The organism is Methyloprofundus sedimenti (assembly GCF_002072955.1).
Taxonomy (GTDB): Bacteria; Pseudomonadota; Gammaproteobacteria; order Methylococcales; family Methylomonadaceae; genus Methyloprofundus; species Methyloprofundus sedimenti.
Genome location: NZ_LPUF01000001.1, coordinates 670,523 through 691,671, shown reverse-complemented (window position 1 = coordinate 691,671; position 21,149 = coordinate 670,523). Strand labels below are relative to the sequence as shown.

Sequence of the window (21,149 nt, the reverse complement as noted above, 5' to 3'; positions counted from 1 at the left end):
TGCTGTTACCAGTGGCAACTCATGCACTTGAATAATAAGGATTTTCGGATATTTAAAGTTAGGCTTTAACTACGTATTGGATATAATTGAATTTCCTATCGTACGATTGGTAGGCTTGTTGTCATTAGCAACGGGAAGCTGTGTTGATTATACCATTGGTCCTTATCAAGGCAAAGGAACGGGTGAAGCATCACTATTTTCTTATTTGATTCAATCTCTCGGCAAACATGATTTACTGCTTGCAGATCGATATTATACTTCCTATGCCAACATTGTTCTTCTGACTAGACGAGGAACAGCTTTGGTTTTCAGGCAGCAGAGCACTGAGGGATATTCAGGTCTTTGATCTATGATTAACTATACGTAGACAATCATAGACCAAAGACCTGACCCCATTATTTTTGCACTTATATCATGCGAATCGAGGAAGTCCTGATTCTAAAAGTAATGTGTTTTAAATAGTGTTATATTTAGAAGTATAACTGTGCATTTTTAGAAGAATATAATATGAAAATTATGACAACGAAGTTGGTATTATTGTGCTTTTTGTTCGGTCTGCTAGTGAGTAACTTTGCTATGGCTGTAGTGACAAGTCAACAGGCTGAAGAAATTTTTAACCTTGCTGAACAGGGTTTTCCACAATATTTTAGTCCTGCATTAGCAACCCAAATTTCCCCTCCCGAGTGGCCATATTATCGCGGCCCTTATAACAATAATATTTATCTAGGGGTTAACGCTAATGATTCAGTATATGTTGTCGGAGGAACCTTTGGTAATATTCCTGTCAATGTTGGAACAAATCAAGAATTACTAACTGCAGCTTTTTCACAAAGTACACAGGAAAAAGCTGAAATTATTTTTAATAAACTTGAATCAGTCTATTTGAAATATTTATCTCCTCACTCCAGCACGGATTATAGCCATGGCCGTTATTATGTTCGTTTTTATACGTCACCTGTTGAAATTGTAGCCATAGACAGTGCATTGAATGAAATTTGGTATTATTTAAATGGAGTATGGTATTTTTTCGATACCTTAGATGGTGCTAATGAGCAATTGTGTAACGGAGGATGTTACGCAAAGAGAACGATTGTGGATGCCACATCGATGTTGCAGGATAACGTCACGCTTGATGTCACAGAAATCCGCATCGTCGGTTCGGATGCCGAAGGCAATGTTGTTTCCAGTCAACTAGTGCCGAGGCAAGCTGCGGCGAACTTCAGCGTGGCGACGGACCTGGCGAAGGTGGAACTCGAACTGATCACGAAAGCCGGCAAGCAGATTGGCAAAATCATCTTCGAGCCAGAAGGCTCTGACATGACCCTTACGCTTCCTGGTGATGGGTTGAGTGCTTATCAGGTCCTCCACCTGGATATCGTTATCAACTCGGACTTGTGGGTTCAGGCTCCGATGATGATGGCCGCTGGACTTGGGTTCTCCAACATTATCGGTATTGAAGGTATTGACTTGACCGATTTGCCCGCGAGTGAACCCGCCGTCATTGAAGCCGGAGGTACATGGAACACACTGAGTGGCTGTGGAGACGTGACGCCGGGGGTGGCAAACTACACCTCCGCCGTGAGCCCGCAAATGGTGGAGGGGATATGGGGCCCCCCAGCGGTTTCTTACGCCGGTGGCATGCCCGTTGAGTTTTCCTATCCCCCACTACTGAGTACGGTGCAGGGCACCGATTTCATGGTAACCCTGAATGATGGCAGCCAGGTGATGGCCGACGTCGGGGGGTTCTCACCTAATTCGGACTACAACGAGCGTGGCGTCGTCGTACTATTTGGGCAATTTGGAAACCGCCTGGACCTCGACGATCCCGATGTTCTCTTCCCGACGAAGGTTGAGGTCGTGGAGGATGATACCCCCATGATGTTGATCGGTCCCGGCGGCTCGTTGGTATCGGCAGTGGGGATGTACGCAGACGCTCCGGGATCGCCGTACAAGACGCCTGGGCTTGGACCCAAACTTGTCGGCGCTAAACTGAACGTCATGTCGGCGGTGGGGGACGGTGGAGCACCAGGCTTTACCGCCTACACGCCCAATGATGGGACTGCCCTTTACGGAGCCGATGCGCAGTACCGCCTTCGGGTATACACTACCGGCGGCTACACCCCTGACGGTGTTACGGGCCTTAAACCCACTGAATACGACACGTTCTTCCGCGTGCAGGTCAAGAACAACGCGGGGGATCTGGTCCCGCTTCTAAAGTCCGGCCAGGATTATACCATAGATGGTAAAACGATCCAGGTGGTCGGTCTCGCCGAGCTCGGGGCGCCCGGCCAAGTGGTCGAGGGAAATGATTGTTACGGTGAAGACAAGGACAACCAAATTGACATCGTCCTCAAGGGCGACGTGGAAGTTATGCGCAAGATAGTAGCGGTCGACGTCCCCTCCACGGAGGAAGGGTACAAGCCGTTTTATAACCCCGGCGGTCCGGGCAACAATCCAGTTGAGGGTGTTACCTACACGCAAGGAAGTCCGAACCACACGGTGGAAGTGCTGCAGGCCCTCGATGATCCGTTGGCGGTCACCTATATTGATCTGCGCTCGAAGTAGGATCAAGGGGTCAGCTAGAAATACCGCTACCCGTCAGTTAAATCATCAATAAATCAATATGTTATAGATTTATTGATGGTTTAATAATTAAAGTAAAAGGGGTCGAAGGGGTCGTAGCCCTTTTACTCGACCCCTTTTATCTTTTAAAAACTTAAATCAAGCTGGCTGAGGCTCCCCTTGATTAACCTTGATTCCCCCATAGCGGGCAAAGGATACATTCAGCTTTTCAATCGCTACTGCTTCCTTTGGTTTCCATGACCGCTTTAGGTGCTGCCGTTATTTTCTTATTCTTCATTCTTTTTAAATACGCAATAATTGTTTCTATCAGTGCCGCTCTATTTTCTACATCCCGATAAAAAGCAATCATTTTACTATTGGCTCTTACACTTTGAGGGTCATCAATAAAACGTGCCAACCATTGGGGTTGCCAATATTCGGTGACGTTAACAGGATAATTTAATTCTGGTGCCATCTCTCCACCATCGCCATTAATCGCATGACATTTCATGCAATGCTGCCGAAAGGCCAGAAAGCCTTGGGTTACTTTTTCATCGGCGGTCGCGGGTGGTGCCGAATTTGGATACTCTCGGGCAAAATGGGTAAGCTCTATGTCTGTTAATTGCCAGGGCCAGCTTAACCACTCATCTGTTCTAGCGGGAGCATCATTAATATTTTCCCAAATCAAAAAAAATGGTGCCGGATTAACAGTTTCGCCATTGATGCGCGGCAAATGACTTAAGCTTTGCTGACCTTTTTCCGTAATCGCAATCATACCAGTATGTGCCATGACATTGGCGATTGGGATAATAGGCTGATAACCATCTTGCGAGCTAAACTTAAGCGCATCGAATTGTTGCCAATCTTTACCAAAAAATCGTGTTAATAAAGTCTTTAATAAAATACCCTGGTAAACATGGACTTTAGAATCGGTCGGATTATCAACGGTTAATGATGTGAGATCACTTTGCAACTGCCTGAATTGCTTAACCGTGAGTGTTTTAACCATTAAATCATCTTTGCGTATGCTTAAGCTTGCTTGTTCCGCATGCGCACTACTGAAAAAAAGCATCAAGATCAGTAATAAACTCAGTTGTAGTTCATAATTGATTATGTCCATGCAACACCCATTTATTCAACAAAATCATAAATCTTGTATTTATCAACTAACGGTTTTAGAGCGTTTTGAATGATTTTGTTATGCTCTGGATGATTTAAATAATTTTCCAGCGCCTGTTGATTCTCGAAAGTACTGGAAATGGCAATATCGTAGGAATCATCCAGCGCATGAACTGATGAATCACGCTTAACGGCAGCTACGGTGCCAATATTATAAGCAAGTACACCCGGTAATTTGGCGAGGCGTTTGCTTGCTTTGATATATTGACGACGCATACTTTCATTGCCGTGCTGCTTAAGCCAAATGATGACAATATGATGTGCTTTATGCTGAGTTTTCTTGCTTTCTGCCACAGCACTATTCGACATAACCAGGGGCACTAATGTAAGCAATAAAACGGATAATGTAAGGCGTTTCATAAAGTTCTCCTAAATATGCATTATATCTTTAATACGATGACATGCAGTTTGCTGAGGTTATGCATTAACAAGATAGCCACAACTTACTACGCGGCTATCAATCAGACAAATAGTACTCAACTGTAGAAACGACGCGAATTTTTTTTATATGCGGACTATTTTTATCTCTGGCACTGATACTAAATTGTCCCTGTGATGCCCTTCTGATTTTCCCCAGCTTGCTTGCTGAGTCAGCGGCAAATTTTTCTGCCACTTCTCTGGCATTGCGAGTTGCCTCTTCAATCATTTCCGGCTTGACTTCATTAAGCCGGGTGAAAATATACTCAGTCTGATCCTGATAATTATTTCCGGTAAAGGCTATCCCGCTTTTACCTAGAACTGGCAAAGATTTCATAACATCGCGAACATTGCTGATATTTTTGGAATACACGGTGACCGTTTGCAATGCTGCGTATCGGAACTCTGCTTTGGCATCACCATATTGCTGTGCAGATTTATCGGTAATAACCGGGGAAGCAAGTGTTATTTCGCTAGCTTTTATGCCCTGTTTCAGCAAAAAGTCAGTTATTTTTGAATTACTCGCCTCTATGGACTTATAAAGTTGAGTTAGATCATTACTGGTTTCAGTAAATTGTATCGGCCAGATGACTATGTCCGCATCATACTCGCGTTCGGATAATCCTTTTGCCGTAACCGTGCGTTCATATTCTTTTACCCGGATGGCTGCGCTGCCTAACTGATAACCGAAAGCGGCGAGACCGAGAAATATAAACACGCCCAGAATAAAAGCACTTAATTTATTATTTTCATGCATGTCTTTCTCCTGTAATCCAACAATTAAATATATCTATTTTTCAGTATCATACAAACCAGGAAATGGGTGTGGCTAACCGTTAGCATAATGGACTAAAGGATGTGTAGCAAATATAACTTAGGCGGGCTATTTATTGGGTGTGCAGATGAGCTTCTGCAGCATTTCCCTGACAAGCTGCCCCCTGTGCCTGTGCTCCCAGGATAAATAGTGTATTATGCACCTATCCAGGTCTTGCTCGAAATATTGTTATCTTTTGCGTCTCGCTTTAAAAAAATCACGCAATAAATCGCCACAGATTTCTGCAAGAATCTCACCTTGCCAGTCGACCTGATGATTTAGAAAATCGGCATTAGCTAGTTCTAAAGCACTGCATACTGCGCCACGTTTTGCATCTATTGCGCCAAAAACCAGGCGTTTAACGCGTGCATGGGCAATTGCTCCCATACACATCACACAAGGCTCCAAGGTGACATATAAGGTACAGTCGAGCAAGCGATAATTAGCCAGTCTTTGCCCCGCCAGTCGAATAGCCATTATTTCAGCATGTGCTGTCGGGTCATTGGCAGTGATAGGCGTGTTCCACCCTTCTGCCATACATTTATTATCTAAAACCAGAACGGCACCTACCGGCACCTCTCCCTGTGCTTCAGCACGTTGCGCCAGCCTGATGGCATGACGCATCCAGGCTTCATCTTCGGCTAAGGCTACTCCCATTCAATCGTTGCAGGTGGTTTACCTGAAATATCATAGGTTACGCGTGAAATACCATCGACTTCATTAATAATGCGTGTTGAAACATGACCTAAAAAATCATACGGCAGGTGTGCCCAGCGCGCGGTCATAAAATCTATCGTTTCAACTGCGCGTAATGCAATGACATAATCATAACGTCTACCATCGCCCATCACACCAACGGATTTAATCGGCAGGAATACAGCAAAAGCCTGACTCACTGTTTGATATAAATCCTGCTTGTATAACTCTTCCATAAAAATCGCATCAGCCTGACGCAATAAATCGGCATACTGTTTTTTTACTTCACCCAAGATACGCACGCCCAAACCCGGCCCTGGAAATGGGTGGCGATAAATCATATCGTAGGGTAACCCTAATTCCGTACCTAATTTACGCACTTCATCTTTAAATAACTCGCGTAAGGGTTCGAGCAGTTTTAACGTCATATTTTCAGGCAAACCACCGACATTATGATGTGATTTAATTAAATGCGCTTTACCACTCGCTGCACCTGCTGATTCAATGACATCAGGATAAATTGTGCCTTGTGCCAGCCATTTTGCATCAATTAATTTGCCCGCCTGCTCATCAAATATTTCGACAAATAAATTACCGATGATTTTACGTTTTTCTTCCGGGTCAGTTTTTCCCGCCAACGCATTTAGATAACGTTGTTCAGCATCAACACGAATGACTTTTACGCCCATATTTTGCGCAAAGGTTGCCATAACCTGATCGCCTTCATGCAGGCGCAATAAGCCGGTATCAACAAATACGCAAGTGAGCTGATCACCTATCGCTTTATGTAATAATGCAGCAACGACAGAGGAATCTACGCCTCCTGAAAGACCAAGAACAACGTGATCACTGCCTACTTTTTGTTTAATTCTTTGCAGATTTTCATTAATAATATGTGCTGAGTCCCAAAAGGCGTCGCAACCACAAATATCCAATACAAAGCGACTTAATATCCGTCCACCTTGTTTAGTATGCGTCACTTCCGGGTGGAACTGTACACCATAAAAACCCTTCTCTTCATTGGCTATGCCTGCAATCGGCGCGCCATCAGAGCTTGCTATCAGTTTAAAGCCTTCGGGCAAAGTCACAACGCGATCGCCATGACTCATCCACACATCTAATAAACCATACCCTTCTGCTGAAGTATGGTCTTCTATATCGGTTAATAATTTAGAATGTCCGCGCGCCCTGACTTGCGCATAACCGAATTCCCGATGCTCTGAAGACGCTACTTTGCCATTTAATTGCTCGGTCATGGTTTGCATACCATAACAAATACCTAATACCGGAACGCCTGCATCAAAGACTGCTTGCGGTGCTCTTGGCGTATTACCTGCGGTAACAGATTCAGGTCCACCAGATAAAATTATACCTTTTGCATTAAACGCATAAACTTCCTCATCATTGCAGTCACAAGAATAAATTTCGCAATAAACGCCAATTTCACGTATGCGTCGTGCAATGAGTTGAGTGTATTGTGAGCCAAAATCTAGAATAAGAATTTTGTGCGCATGAATGTCTGTTGTTTGTTGATTCACGGTGATCTCTTAGGTTGTTCTATAGGTCGGGTTAGCTTACTTCGCGAAGCACTAGTAACGACCAGCAAAGCTCGAAGCGAAAACCGACATTTTTCGGTGGAATACGCATTATGCCTGATGACGTTTTTATTGCTGCGCAAAAAAATCTATTCCAATCTACGGTCATATAAAACTTGGGTTATAAACAAATCGAGGCTCACTAGGAGCCTCGAAATATAAGGTTGCAACTGGATTACTTATTAAACCCGATAGTTCGGCGCTTCTTTAGTAATGGTTACATCATGTACATGGCTTTCACGCATACCTGCACTGGTTACCCTTACAAACTGCGCCTTTTCATGTAACTCATCAATGGTTGCACAGCCGGTATACCCCATACTGGAACGAATTCCACCCAGCGACTGATGAATAATCGCCACTAAGCTGCCTTTATATGGCACACGCCCTTCAATACCTTCTGGTACTAATTTATCTGATGAGTCGGTATCTTCCTGAAAATACCGGTCACTGGAGCCTTGTTGTTGCGCCATTGCGCCAATCGACCCCATGCCGCGATAAGACTTGTAAGAACGTCCCTGAAATAACTCAACTTCACCGGGTGCTTCTTCCGTTCCTGCAAACAGTCCGCCCAACATAACTGAATATGCGCCTGCCGCTAAAGCCTTAGCCATATCCCCCGAGTAACGTATGCCTCCATCGGCTATTAAAGGCACGCCTGTCCCTTTTAAAGCCTGGGCTACATTATCCACTGCAGAAATCTGCGGCACACCAACACCGGCTACAATTCGTGTAGTGCAAATTGATCCCGGACCAATACCTACTTTTACACCATCAGCACCGGCGTCTACTAAAGCTAAAGCTGCATCCGCAGTTGCGATATTACCACCAATGACCTGCAGGTCAGGATAGTTTTGTTTCGCCCAGCGCACACGGTCTAGCACGCCTTGCGAATGGCCATGTGCAGTATCAACCACAATGACATCAACCCCGGCTTCAACTAAAGCGGCTATACGCTCTTCAGTGCCTTCACCTGTACCAACGGCGGCACCCACGCGTAAGCGCTCCAGCTCATCCTTACAGGCTATAGGGTAATCTTTCGCTTTTTGAATATCTTTTACGGTAATCATGCCGCGTAAATGAAAATCATCATTAACAATTAACACTTTTTCAATACGATGTTCGTGTAACAGTTTTAAAGCTTCTGCCTGAGTAAAATCTTCTTTAACAGTCACTAACCGTGGTTTAGGTGTCATCACATTAGCGATAGATTCATTCAGGCGTGTTTCAAAACGCAGATCACGGCTGGTGACTATGCCTACTAATTCATTACCATCAATAACAGGTACACCTGAAATATTATGTTCCTTAGTTAGCGCTAAAACATCACGGACTGTTGCCGTTGAAGCCACGGTAATAGGCTCTCTTATTACACCACTTTCATATTTCTTGACACTACGGACTTCCTGGGCCTGTTCCTCTATCGTCATATTCTTATGAATAATTCCAATACCCCCTTCCTGTGCTATTGCAATCGCTAATCTTGCTTCTGTAACCGTATCCATTGCGGCAGAAACCAGTGGAATATTAAGCGAGATCTTGCGCGTTAGCTGTGTTTTCATTGATACTTCACGCGGCATCACTGTTGAGTGAGCAGGGACTAATAACACATCATCAAAAGTTAAGGCTTCCTGTATAATTTGCATAACACCTTCCGTCCAATCAATAAAAATTAACCGAGCATTATACTATAATTTAATGCGCGTTTAATAGCATAAGCTGAAGATACATGAAAATGTGCGCAAGGCAGGACTTCAACCCTGCTAAAAGTCACTTTTACGTATTAACAGTTTGAAGCATCTCCCTGCAGACATGGCAATGCCTTCCTCAATAAAAGGACCGGGGTTATTCCATTAGCTTAAAAAAGCTTTTAGGCGCCCCACACACGGGGCAAGCCCAATCCTCGGGAATATTATCCCATAATGTTCCCGGTGCTAAACCGCTATCTGGGTCACCTTTTTCCTCGTCATAAATATGTTCACATTCCATACAACGATATTTTTTATATTCAACCATGGCAAACTCCTGACTTATTTAAAAATAGCCCATAATAGCTTGGCTGCCACTACAAACAACAACAGAGAAAAATAACGCTTCAGCTGTCTTGTAGGCAATTTGTTTGCCCATTTAGCACCGACAGGCGCAGTTAACATACTGCTCATTACTACGCCTAAAAAGGCTGGTATGTATACGTAACCCACACTGCCATCAGGCAAACCCATTTTTTGCCATCCCAATATTGCATAGCTTATCGTTCCCACAACCGCTATAGGCAAACCACATGCACTCGAAATTGCAACTGCATTGCGCATTGGCACCTGATGCCTGGCCAGCAAAGGAACCGTCAAAGTTCCTCCACCTATACCTAATACCGCAGAAACAAAACCTATAACAGAGCCCGACATAGTCATAGTACGCGCGCTAAGAGACTTAAACTTAGCTTCAATTTTGCTAGACACAGCCATCTCTATAGCGACATATAACATATACAGGGCAAAGATAAAGCGTAAGTTATCAGATGAAATCGAATCAGCTACTATAGTACCTATAATTACCCCAAACAAAATACCACAAGATAAATTAAAAACACTCTTCCAGATTACAGCACCCAGACGATGCTGCATTAAGGTTGCCGCTATAGAAGTAATAATCATTGTTGCCAATGAGGTTGCCACCGCCATCAACATAAGCAATTCATTCGCGATGCCACGTGATTCCAGCAAAAAAAGGAAAAAAGGCACCAGCACCAAGCCGCCCCCGAGACCAAAAAGCCCCGCTAAAATACCTGAAAAGCAACCAAAAGCAAGGCAAATAAGTAATATTTCTAACATTCTATTGTCTATAAATCATTATAATATTCAATTCCTGACACTATACACTCGTCTTTCAGTAAAATGCAGATTTCCAAATAGTCCGCGAATCATTTATCATGCATTTACATTTAATTAAAAACTTATTTTTATAATGAAAGCCTATTTAGTCGGCGGCGCAGTACGTGACACACTCCTTAAGCTTCCTGTTCGCGAACGGGACTGGGTGGTCATTGGCGAGACGCCGGAAGCCATGATCGCACGTGGCTATACTGAAGTAGGCAGAGATTTCCCGGTGTTTCTGCATCCAGAAACAAAAGATGAGTATGCTCTGGCTCGCATCGAAAGAAAAACCACTCACGGATACAAAGGCTTTGCTGTCCATGCCACACCCGATGTTAGTCTGGAAGATGATCTTATACGCAGAGATTTGACCATTAATGCCATGGCTATTATGGATAATGGTGAAATATTCGATCCTTACGGGGGGCAGAAAGACCTTGAGAACAAAATATTTCGCCATATTTCACCTGCTTTTTGTGAAGACCCTGTGCGGGTATTGCGCATTGCAAGATTTTGTGCCCGTTATCAACACTTAGGATTCAGTATTGCACCTGAGACACAAAAACTTTTGCATGAAATGGTGGTGCAAGGTGAAATTGATCACCTCGTACCGGAGCGAGTTTGGGCTGAAACAGCCAAAGCATTAAGCGAACAATCACCTGCCGCCTACTTCCAGGCTTTACGCGATTGCAATGCACTGGCACGTATTTTTCCAGAGTTAGACGCCCTGTTTGGTGTCCCGCAGCCTGCCCAGCATCACCCGGAAATTGATACCGGGATACATGTATTAATGGTGCTGGAACAGGCCGCTTTATTGAGTGATAAAACTACGGTGCGCTTTGCTGCCCTGACGCATGATTTAGGCAAAGCTCTAACGCCAGCTGAAAAATGGCCCAGTCATCACGGACATGAGACCCTGGGCATCAATGCATTGAAAACGCTTTGCCAGCGCCTTCGAATACCTAATAATCATCAAAAACTGGCTTTACAGGTGATGCAATACCATACCCATTGTCATCGCGCCTTTGAATTACGGCCGGGCACACTATGCGATATGCTTGCCAGTATAGGTGCCTTTAAAAAGCAAAATCAAATCAGTGATTTTTTGCTAGCCTGCGAAGCGGATGCCAGGGGTCGCCAGGGGCTTGAAAATCAGCCCTACCCCCAGGCGGATTATATTCGAGCAGCCTTAAAGGCTGCCAAGTGCATAGATAGCACAGCGGTTACGGACGAAAATTTGCAAGGTAAAGAAATTGGCTTAGCCATCCATAGACTGCGCACTCATGAAATTAGTAAAATAAAACACCATTTCACCCAAAATTTATAAAACAGGATTTAATATGCCGTCTTTTGACATTGTTTCAGAACTTGATATGCACGAAGCACAAAATGCTATAGACCAGGCCAACAAAGAAGTAGGTGCTCGTTTTGATTTTAAAGGCTCTAATGCAGAATTTGAATTAAATGATGGATCCATCTTGATGAAAGCCGCATCACCTTTCCAGCTACAACAAATGCTGCCCATTTTATTTTCTAAAATGACTAAGCGCGGCATAGATATTAGCTGCTTAGAAACTGGCGATGTAAAAGAAACTGCAAAAACAGCACAACAACCGCTATCACTTAAAGAAGGTATTGATAAACCTTTAGCAAAACAAATTATTAAGATTATTAAAGATAGCAAGGTTAAGGTACAGACAGCCATTGAAGGCGAAAAAATCCGGGTAACCGGTAAAAAAAGAGATGACCTGCAAGAAACAATGCAGATTTTGCGCGGGCAGGAGCTAGAACAGCCATTGCAATTTAATAATTTCAGGGATTAAAACCCTTTTTATTATTCATTTTATAGTCATCTTGTTGGGGTAGACTTTTAGGCTAAAGCCTACCCCTGTTGCTTATTTTTTACAAACTGCTCATAAGCCAGATAAACACCTAAAACCAGAGTCAACCATATTGCTACCATTGGACCAATAACACCATCATATGGACTGACCAAATAAAGCAATTCCGAGTTCTGATCTACTGTTGTTATTTTATGCGCCATTTTAATCTGCCATACCCACGCTGCATGGCAACCTATGCACCACGCCAGACCAAGCTGCAGTCGGGTGCGCATTACGGCCAAAAAAAATCCCACCATTATTAATGCCCATAAAGCTCCAAAGTTATCAGGATTCAATAAATTTTCAAAGGCTTCTAATAAAAGTTTAAAACTATCTGAAAACTCAGCCTCTTCAACGGCTATAGATGTTTTTGTTTTAATAAAATGCAATACAGCATAATACAAAGAACTCACGAAAATAGTCCCTGTTATTCCGATACGCTTTATATAAGCAGAAATTAAAATCCCTCTAAACATGGGCTCTTCTAATAATGAAATCATCAAAGCCAATAAAAAAGCCACTAACAAACTAATAAGCAACTTATCTAAAGCCCAAACATTATGCATATCAACAACCGTAATTCCCAGAGCATAGTTGAGTACCAGCACAGGCAACAAAGTAGCCAAACCTAAAACCATACCTCCCGTCATTTGCTTAAGAAATACTTTAACAGGCGCAAATCCCATATCTGCGATACTGATATCTAACCAGCGCATTAGCGGATATATACTTAAAATCAGCATGACCTGCGTCACTCGACTTATAATTCGACTCAACTCAGCCGCCCCATCCAGCAAAATAAAGATTGCGTAACCGATAAAACAGGCAATGATGGAAAAAAGCAGCAGCACTAAAAAAGGTATTAAGCTTATTAGCGTTTTATTCAGCATCTTCTCTTCCTAAATCGCCCCATAAAACCTGTACCGCTGTTATAGCGGTGAGCGCGGCTGTTTCAGTACGTAAAATGCGTGGCCCCATCTGCACGGGAATAAACCCGGCCTGCTTTGCCATTTCACGCTCTTGTTCGGAAAATCCACCTTCAGGCCCCGCTAATAAAGTAACTTGCCTACCTTCTGGCTGTAATTGTTTAAGGGTTCGCGTAGCAAATGGGTCTAAAAAAAGCTTAAGACCAGTCTGCTGCTTTACCCATGCCTCAATATTTTCAACAGCTTCAACCGTAGGCCTAAAAGTACGTCCACTTTGTTCAGTCGCATGCTGTGCGATTTTCTGCCAATGCCGTACTTTATTCTGACCTTTTTCTGCTTTTAACTGTACAACACACCGTTCCGTTTGCAAGGGTGTAATCTTTGCTATGCCTAATTCTACTGATTTTTGCACCGAAAAATCCATACGATCGCCGCGCGACACTCCTAATCCTAAAATAACATGCAAGCCTGACTCGACACTCCGATTAGTAAAAGACAATAGCTCAATTAATACACGTTTTCGTGATACCTCAACAACTTTGCCCTGATACTCGCCACCTTCACCATTAAATAAGGTAATTGTTTGCGTTTTCTTTAGTCTTAAAACCGTACGCAAGTAATGGGCGCTATCTTCATCCAGCTCAATGGTTTCATGTAAAACCAAAGGCATAGCAACATATAATCGTGAAACTCTCATAATCTTTCCTAAAACACCTTGCTTACCCGGACTCGTTCAATATAAGCGGGCATCTGGCACTGACTCCAGGCAAATGTTCTTACTTTACCATGAAGGACTTGAAGCTCTTGCTTTCGACTCGTTGCGCTCTGCATAGGAACGAGTGCAATAAAAAAGGCAGGCAAAGCATATTATGCCTTGCCTGCCTTTTTGATAACAAGTTTAGTAACTGATTAAAACTTCAGATTATTCCAAACTGCCAAAGTTGCTTTTGATTGATTCATGGTATAAAAATGCAAACCCGGTGCACCATTATCCAGTAATTGCTGGCATAATTTAGACACCACGTCTTCACCAAAAGCCATAATTGAAGCCTTGTCATCACCAAAACATTCCAGTGTTTTACGCATCCAGCGTGGAATATCTGCACCACACATATCGGAAAAACGAAACAATTGTGAATAATTGGTTATCGGCATAATACCCGGCACAACGGGAATATCTATGCCATTTTTTTCACATTTATCCATAAAGTAAAAATAAGCTTCTGCATTATAAAAATACTGAGTAATCACTGAATCCGCACCAGCATCGACTTTTCGTTTAAAGTTGTTAAAGTCTTCAGTGGCATTCTTGGCTTGAGGGTGGATCTCTGGATATCCAGCAACATGGATCTGAAAATGGTCACCCGTTTCCGCCCGAATAAACTCGACTAATTCATTCGCAAAACGAAATTCGCCGGCAGACATCATGCCTGAAGGTAAATCACCGCGCAAGGCGACAATTTTAGATACGCCATGCTCGCGGTAATTTTTTAATATATCACGGATATTTTCTTTAGTTGAAGCAACACAGGATAAATGAGGCGCAGCAGCTATTTCACTTTTTTGAATTTTAACTACAGTATCATAGGTCTTATCGCGTGTTGATCCACCAGCACCAAATGTTACCGAGAAAAAGTCTGGATTTAGTTTGGCCAGATCACGATGAACCTGTTCTAAATTGGCCGCCCCCTCTTCTGTTTTGGGTGGATAAAATTCAAAACTAAATAAGTCTGCCTTGTTTTCTTTTGTCATCATCATATTTTAAGCATAAGGGCCAATAATATAGTGTAGGTCAGATTAGATTTATTATTGTTTGGTAAAAAACAACATAAGCCCAATATCAATCCTGGATAACGGAGCCGGGTTATCTGCTCTGTACCTTGCATGATAAATAACCCGGACCAACATTGAATATTAGTAACGGTAATGGTCCGCTTTGTAAGGGCCTTCAACCGGTACGCTAATATATTCAGCTTGCTCAGATGTCAGTTGTGTTAATTGCACACCCAGCTGTTCTAAATGCGAACGAGCGACTTTTTCATCTAGTTTTTTCGGTAAAATGTAAACTTTATTTTCGTAATCAGCCGCATTTTCCCATAATTCCATCTGAGCCAAAACCTGGTTGCAGAAAGAATTAGACATCACAAAACTAGGATGACCTGTTGCACAACCCAGGTTTACTAAACGACCTTCCGCCAGGACAATTATTTTTTTACCATCAGCAAAGATCACATGATCGACTTGAGGTTTAATGTTATCCCATGTGTACTGGCGTAGTGCTGCAATTTCAATCTCTGAATCAAAGTGACCGATATTACACACGATAGCGTTATTTTTCATCGCTTGCATATGCTCATGAGTAATAACATGATAATTACCCGTTGCTGTTACAAAGATATTAGCTTGTGGCGCAGCATCTTCCATCGTCACAACACGAAAACCTTCCATTGATGCCTGTAGTGCACAAATTGGATCAATCTCAGTTATCCAAACAGTAGCACCTAAGCCACGCAGAGATTGCGCACACCCCTTACCAACATCACCATAACCACAAACCACTGCAATTTTACCGGCGATCATTACATCTGTAGCTCGTTTAATACCGTCAACCAAAGATTCACGGCAACCATATAAGTTATCGAATTTAGATTTAGTCACAGAATCGTTTACATTGAATGCAGGTACTTTTAAAGTACCTTTAGCAACCATTTCATACAAACGTAATACACCCGTCGTGGTTTCCTCAGAAAGCCCTTTAACATCAGCCATTAATTCCGGGAATTTAGTGTGCATCATCACGGTTAAATCACCGCCATCATCAAGAATCATATTCGGGCGCCAGCCATTAGGCCCAATAATGGTTTGTTCAATACACCATTCAGCTTCTTCTTCAGTTTCACCTTTCCAGGCAAATACAGGAATACCCGCTGCAGCCATTGCTGCAGCTGCATGATCCTGTGTCGAAAATATATTACATGAAGACCAGCGTACTTCAGCACCTAACGCAGTTAGCGTTTCTATCAATACTGCAGTTTGAATTGTCATATGCAAACATCCGGCAATACGCGCACCTTTTAACGGTTGTGCTGCACCGAATTCTTCACGTAAAGCCATTAAACCTGGCATTTCCGTTTCAGCAATTAATGTTTCTTTACGGCCCCATCCAGCCAAAGCCATATCGGCTACTTTATAATCTTGTGAACTCATGTTTAATATCCAGTTTATTTAATGTTAAAGACCTGCAGCGCTTTTTAAAGCATCAACTTTATCTGTTTTTTCCCAACTGAATGTATCTTCAGTCCGACCAAAATGTCCGTAAGCAGCTGTAGGTAAATAGATAGGCTTTAATAAATCCAGCATAGCAATCAAACCTTTAGGTCTTAAATCAAAAACATCTCTAATGATATCAACCATCCTGTCTTCGCTGATTTTACCCGTACCAAAAGTTTCCACACTGATAGAGGTAGGTTCAGCCACACCAATCGCATAAGACACTTGAATCTCACAGCGCTGCGCCAGTCCGGCTGCAACAATATTTTTTGCGACATAACGACACATATAGGCTGCCGAGCGGTCCACTTTTGAAGGATCTTTGCCTGAAAAGGCACCACCACCATGTCTAGCCATACCGCCGTAAGTATCAACAATTATTTTACGACCCGTTAATCCACAATCTCCGACAGGACCACCAATAATAAATTGACCAGTTGGGTTAATGAAATATTTCGTACCTGCATGCAACCACTCTTTCGGTAAAGTAGGTAGAATAATTTCATCCATTACCGCTTCTTCTAGTAGTTTACCGCCCATTTCAGGTGAATGCTGAGTCGATAAAACCACTGCATCTATGGCAACTGGCTTGTTATTTTCATAACGAAAGGTAATCTGACTTTTTGCATCTGGGCGCAACCAGGGCAAAGTACCATTTTTACGCACTTCTGCCTGACGCTTCATTAAAAGATGCGCGAAAGTAATGGGGGCAGGCATTAATACATCAGTTTCATTGCTGGCATAACCAAACATTAAACCCTGATCTCCAGCACCCTGTTCATGATCTTCGCTATCGTCAACCCCCATGGAAATATCGGCAGATTGTTTACCTATAGCATTTAGGACTGCGCAACTTTCATAATCAAAACCAATTTCCGAGCTGTTATAACCTATTTCTTTAACGACTCCTCTCACCACCTCTTCCGTATCAACCCAGGCATTAGTGGTAATTTCTCCAGCAATAAGAACCATTCCAGTTTTAACTAGCGTTTCACACGCCACTCGTGAATTAGGATCTTTTGCAAGTAGAGAATCTAAAATTGCATCGGAAATCTGATCAGCAACTTTATCAGGATGACCTTCTGAGACCGACTCAGAAGTAAAAATATAATTATTGCTCATTTTATGGTCCTTCTTTAATAAGGGATAAATATAACCCTGAACCTGTATATGCGCTCAGGTATAAAAAAAAAGGCTGCCTAAGGCAGCCTTTCTATGTATGGTGGGCCCTCCCAGACTCGAACTGGGGACCTGCCGATTATGAGTCGGATGCTCTAACCAACTGAGCTAAGGGCCCTAAACTTAAAACTTTAGATGCGCATTATTCTGCGTCTAAAAAGCATCTTAACTGATCAGAGCGCGATGGATGGCGTAACTTACGTAACGCTTTCGCCTCAATCTGTCTAATGCGCTCACGAGTTACATCAAACTGCTTACCAACTTCTTCCAGCGTATGATCAGTATTCATATTAATACCAAAACGCATACGTAGCACTTTCGACTCTCGTGCCGTTAGCCCTGCTAATACACCTTGAGTGGATTCTTTCAAGCCTTCTATTGTAGCAGACTCAACCGGTGAAAGCATCTTTGAATCTTCAATAAAATCACCTAAATGTGAATCTTCATCATCACCTATCGGCGTTTCCATAGAAATGGGTTCTTTAGCAATTTTTAGTACCTTACGTACCTTATCCTCTGGCATCTCCATATGTACCGCTAATTCTTCAGGCGTTGCCTCTCTGCCTTTTTCCTGCATAATCTGTCTTGAAATACGATTTAATTTATTAATCGTTTCAATCATATGCACTGGTATACGTATTGTTCTTGCCTGATCCGCAATTGAACGCGTAATTGCCTGACGTATCCACCAGGTTGCATAGGTCGAAAATTTATAACCGCGACGGTATTCAAATTTATCAACCGCTTTCATTAAACCGATATTTCCTTCTTGAATTAAATCCAAAAACTGCAAACCGCGATTAGTATATTTTTTGCAATTGAAATCACCAGTCTTAAATTGGCTTCAATCATATCTTTTTTTGCGCGTCTGGACTTTGCTTCACCGATAGACACACGGCGGCTAATATCTTTCAGCTCGGTAATGGACAACCCATGACTTTCTTCTATTGCAGCAAAATGCGCCTCTACTCTTTTAATTTCTTTCTCTTTTAACTTTAAAACAGCTGCAATTGCCTCATCTTTATCTGCAAAGCGGGATAACCATTTTAAATTTGCTTCATTGCCAATAAAATTATCAATAAAATCCTTACGATTTATTTTCGCCTGCTTAACGCAAAGCTCCATAATATTTCTTTCTTGTTCACGAATGCTTTTCGTGATCCCCGCAACCATAGCAACTTGTTTTTTGAAGTACTGAGGAGCCCATTTAACTTCAAGAAAACGCTCAGAAAGATTTTCAAATTCCTGTTCAGTTTTATCATGCTGATAGCCATGCTTTTTTATAGAAGCTTCAACACGTTTATATGCTACCCTAATTTCGGAAATTTTTTCTTGAGCCTCTTCAAAGGTTGCACCCGTTGGCTCAGGAGCTTCATCTTCAGCGTCATCCGCGTCATTGTCAGCAGCATCTACCGGAGTTGCAGCGACTCTGGAATCATCATAATCTGGCTCATTCAGGTCGATAAAGTCACTTAGAATATCGGTTAAACGCAAACCATTTTCTTCTCCGATGGTTGCAAAATCAGCAAACAATGAGTCAATAACGAGCTTGGAGCGAGAAACAGCCCGAACAATCTGGCGCTGACCCTCTTCAATTCTACGTGCAATCTTCAACTCTTCTGGCCGGGTTAACAAACCAACGGAGCCCATTTCACGCATATACATTCTGACTGGATCAGTGGTACGCCCAAACTCACTATCAACCGAAGCCAATGCTGCAACTTCTTCTGCATCATCGTCATCGTCATCAGAGGCAACTTCCTCAGATAAATCTTCATCATCCGGGGCAGACTCATGAACCTTGATACCAAGGCCATTGATCATACCAATAATATCTTCTATTTGTTCAGGGTCAACTATTTCACTAGGCAAGTGATCATTAACTTCGGAATAAGTTAAATAACCTTGTGCTTTTCCTTTAGCAATTAATTGTTTAAGTTGGGACTGCTGCTGTTCTTGATTCATGATGTACTCTTAAAAATCCATGCCGTATGGCATGAGAAAATTACACTATCTGCGCTTAGTATGTGCTAGCATTTCCTGCAACTCATATGCACTTAAGTCACTCACATTTGCATTTAACTCAGCAAAACGAGCATCCCTTCCCTGTTGAATTAACCTATCTACTGCGCCTGAAAACTCTTCTTTTAGCTCTTCTTTTCCCGAAATAAGAAAATGATCATTAACTACTTTTTTAACATGCTTCTCATATTCATGATCTCGAAAATATTCTAACAACTGTGATGGTTTAATATTGGGACTCTGCAAAATAATTTCAACCACCTCTTTTAACAAATCAGCACCGCGCAAATTAATAGACTGCCAGTTTATTTCTTTTTGCTCAATTACTTCTATAAAATCAGGGTATTGTAACAGTAAAGAAATAGCTACTCTTACAGGCGTAAATGAATTATCGTCGCGCCTCTGCTTGTCAACAAGCCTCTTATTCTCTATTTGTTTTTTAAGTTTAGCGTGGTTTTCAAATAAATCCAGCCCCTCTATATTACATAGGCTTCTTAACTGCTTTTCCATCTGCAGCTGAAATTCACCATTTGGCAAATTTCCCCAATATTCAGTTACTTTTTTAGCTAAATTAACCTGGCCTTCAAGGTTACGAAGACTTAAGCCTTGTTTAACTCGTGCAAAAAAATAATCCGATAAGGCTTGTGCCGACTGCACACTACGCTCAAATTCTTCCAGCCCCCGATCTCTGATAAATGTATCCGGGTCGCTACCCAAGGGTAACTGCATTATTTTTACCTGCCTGCCATCCCTAAGACTGGGAAAAGCCGATAGAACTGCACGCCAGGTAGCCTCTCTTCCAGCTTTATCCCCATCAAAACATAATACAATTTCTGAACTAAAGCGGAACAATAATTCCAGGTGTTCCTTTGATGTTGCCGTTCCCAAAGTTGCCACCGCACAAGCTGCACCAAACTGAGCCAGCGCAATCACATCCATATAACCTTCGACTACAACAATCCGTTCTGGTTTTGAGTTCCTGGCGAGCAACTCATACAAACCATAAACCTCACGTCCTTTATGAAAAACAGCTGTCTCAGGTGAGTTCAAATATTTAGGCAAAGAGTCATCCAGAACCCGGCCACCAAAGCCCAAAACTTGGCCCTTTCTGCTTCTTCTATCGCGGATAGGGAAAACCACACGGCCACGGAAACGATCATAAACCGAACCATTTTCTTTGGGTATCGCCAATCCCGCTTCAATAAGCTGCCGGGCATTAAACCGCTTTAATAATGTATCCCAGCCATCAGGCGCAAAACCGATCTGATACTCACGCGCTATCTCGCCACTCAAACCACGGGATTTAAGGTAATCGATTGCTACCTTAGCTGACTCATTTTCACGTAACTGCTGAACATAAAAACCAGCAACCTGCTCAAGCACCTGAAAAATTTCAGTTACATTATCCTTCTTTATTGCCCTATTAGCTGATTCTCTCGGCACGGGTACACCGACAAAATCTGCTAGATCTTCCACAGCCTCAACAAAATTAAGATGACTATAATCCATTAAAAAATTAATGGCGTTGCCACCCGCGTCGCAGCCGAAGCAATGATAAAGCTGCTTATTACGTGTTACCACAAAACTGGGTGTTTTTTCAGTATGAAAAGGGCAACGAGCAACATAACTACTACCTGATTTCTTCAGCGGAACATAAGAATCTACCAGGTCAACAATATCAACCCTGGCCAACAGGTCATCTATAAATGATCGGGGGATTTTGCCAGCCATAA

The 21,149-nt window shown here is 42.6% G+C and carries 18 protein-coding genes, 1 tRNA gene and 1 pseudogene; 4 read left to right on the top strand and 16 right to left on the bottom strand.

Annotation, left to right across the window (positions count from 1 at the left end; all coding sequences use genetic code 11):
• Window positions 1-76: 76 nt before the first annotated feature.
• Together AU255_RS03000 and AU255_RS02995 are read left to right on the top strand one after the other, a co-directional pair.
• On the top strand, window positions 77-346 hold the full coding sequence (locus AU255_RS03000; protein WP_080521497.1) for a hypothetical protein: 270 nt from the start codon (window positions 77-79) through the stop codon (window positions 344-346).
• 161 nt (window positions 347-507) lie between these two features.
• The gene (locus AU255_RS02995; protein WP_080521496.1) at window positions 508-2,565 is read left to right on the top strand and encodes a hypothetical protein; all 2,058 of its coding nucleotides are present in this window, start codon (window positions 508-510) and stop codon (window positions 2,563-2,565) included.
• 226 nt (window positions 2,566-2,791) lie between these two features.
• Here the strand turns inward: AU255_RS02995 and AU255_RS02990 are convergent, their stop codons facing one another.
• The 8 genes from AU255_RS02990 to AU255_RS02955 form a co-directional block, all read right to left on the bottom strand.
• The gene (locus AU255_RS02990) at window positions 2,792-3,682 is read right to left on the bottom strand and encodes a c-type cytochrome (RefSeq protein ID WP_080521495.1); all 891 of its coding nucleotides are present in this window, start codon (window positions 3,680-3,682) and stop codon (window positions 2,792-2,794) included.
• Window positions 3,683-3,693: 11 nt separating this feature from the next.
• Entirely contained in the window at window positions 3,694-4,101 is a 408-nt protein-coding gene (locus AU255_RS02985; protein ID WP_080521494.1) for a Dabb family protein, read from the bottom strand.
• A gap of 97 nt (window positions 4,102-4,198) precedes the next feature.
• Window positions 4,199-4,915, bottom strand: coding sequence for an SIMPL domain-containing protein (locus AU255_RS02980; RefSeq protein ID WP_080521493.1), 717 nt, complete (start codon window positions 4,913-4,915; stop codon window positions 4,199-4,201).
• A gap of 246 nt (window positions 4,916-5,161) precedes the next feature.
• A complete protein-coding gene (gene tadA, locus AU255_RS02975) occupies window positions 5,162-5,629 on the bottom strand; it encodes a tRNA adenosine(34) deaminase TadA (RefSeq protein ID WP_080521492.1) in 468 nt (155 codons plus the stop codon).
• Window positions 5,620-7,206: a glutamine-hydrolyzing GMP synthase gene (guaA, locus tag AU255_RS02970; RefSeq protein WP_080521491.1), complete on the bottom strand. Its 1,587-nt coding sequence runs from the start codon at window positions 7,204-7,206 to the stop codon at window positions 5,620-5,622. The genes tadA and guaA overlap by 10 nt, the downstream gene beginning before the upstream one ends.
• Window positions 7,207-7,445: 239 nt before the next feature.
• A complete protein-coding gene (gene guaB, locus AU255_RS02965; protein ID WP_080521490.1) occupies window positions 7,446-8,909 on the bottom strand; it encodes an IMP dehydrogenase in 1,464 nt (487 codons plus the stop codon).
• A 199-nt stretch (window positions 8,910-9,108) separates the two neighbouring features.
• Window positions 9,109-9,279 carry a rubredoxin gene (locus AU255_RS02960; RefSeq protein ID WP_080521489.1) on the bottom strand — a complete coding sequence of 57 codons (171 nt, stop codon included), beginning with the start codon at window positions 9,277-9,279 and terminating at the stop codon, window positions 9,109-9,111.
• 14 nt (window positions 9,280-9,293) lie between these two features.
• Complete coding sequence (locus AU255_RS02955) at window positions 9,294-10,094, bottom strand: sulfite exporter TauE/SafE family protein (RefSeq protein ID WP_080521488.1); 801 nt, start codon at window positions 10,092-10,094, stop codon at window positions 9,294-9,296.
• 133 nt (window positions 10,095-10,227) lie between these two features.
• Between AU255_RS02955 and AU255_RS02950 the strand changes: the two genes are divergently transcribed.
• Window positions 10,228-11,463 (top strand): multifunctional CCA addition/repair protein, encoded by a 1,236-nt coding sequence (locus AU255_RS02950; RefSeq protein ID WP_080521487.1) that lies wholly within the window; start codon window positions 10,228-10,230, stop codon window positions 11,461-11,463.
• A 13-nt stretch (window positions 11,464-11,476) separates the two neighbouring features.
• Window positions 11,477-11,959 (top strand): YajQ family cyclic di-GMP-binding protein, encoded by a 483-nt coding sequence (locus AU255_RS02945; RefSeq protein WP_080521486.1) that lies wholly within the window; start codon window positions 11,477-11,479, stop codon window positions 11,957-11,959.
• 59 nt (window positions 11,960-12,018) lie between these two features.
• Here AU255_RS02945 and AU255_RS02940 read toward each other — a convergent pair whose 3' ends face one another.
• The 8 genes and pseudogenes from AU255_RS02940 to dnaG all read right to left on the bottom strand — a co-directional run bounded on the left by AU255_RS02940 (window position 12,019) and on the right by dnaG (window position 21,147).
• The gene (locus AU255_RS02940; RefSeq protein WP_080521485.1) at window positions 12,019-12,909 is read right to left on the bottom strand and encodes a CPBP family intramembrane glutamic endopeptidase; all 891 of its coding nucleotides are present in this window, start codon (window positions 12,907-12,909) and stop codon (window positions 12,019-12,021) included.
• Window positions 12,899-13,642, bottom strand: coding sequence for a 16S rRNA (uracil(1498)-N(3))-methyltransferase (locus AU255_RS02935; RefSeq protein WP_080521484.1), 744 nt, complete (start codon window positions 13,640-13,642; stop codon window positions 12,899-12,901). The genes AU255_RS02940 and AU255_RS02935 overlap by 11 nt, the downstream gene beginning before the upstream one ends.
• A 212-nt stretch (window positions 13,643-13,854) precedes the next feature.
• A complete protein-coding gene (gene metF / locus AU255_RS02930; RefSeq protein ID WP_080523267.1) occupies window positions 13,855-14,700 on the bottom strand; it encodes a methylenetetrahydrofolate reductase [NAD(P)H] in 846 nt (281 codons plus the stop codon).
• 159 nt (window positions 14,701-14,859) lie between these two features.
• Window positions 14,860-16,152, bottom strand: a complete 1,293-nt coding sequence (gene ahcY, locus AU255_RS02925; protein WP_080521483.1) for an adenosylhomocysteinase — start codon at window positions 16,150-16,152, stop codon at window positions 14,860-14,862.
• Between the two features lie 24 nt (window positions 16,153-16,176).
• The gene (metK, locus tag AU255_RS02920) at window positions 16,177-17,337 is read right to left on the bottom strand and encodes a methionine adenosyltransferase (protein ID WP_080521482.1); all 1,161 of its coding nucleotides are present in this window, start codon (window positions 17,335-17,337) and stop codon (window positions 16,177-16,179) included.
• A 98-nt stretch (window positions 17,338-17,435) separates the two neighbouring features.
• Window positions 17,436-17,512 (bottom strand) — tRNA-Ile (locus AU255_RS02915).
• A gap of 24 nt (window positions 17,513-17,536) precedes the next feature.
• Window positions 17,537-19,359, bottom strand: a pseudogene (rpoD, locus tag AU255_RS02910) (RNA polymerase sigma factor RpoD).
• A 45-nt stretch (window positions 19,360-19,404) separates the two neighbouring features.
• Window positions 19,405-21,147 (bottom strand): DNA primase, encoded by a 1,743-nt coding sequence (dnaG, locus tag AU255_RS02905; RefSeq protein ID WP_080521481.1) that lies wholly within the window; start codon window positions 21,145-21,147, stop codon window positions 19,405-19,407.
• Between the last annotated feature and the right edge of the window lie 2 nt (window positions 21,148-21,149).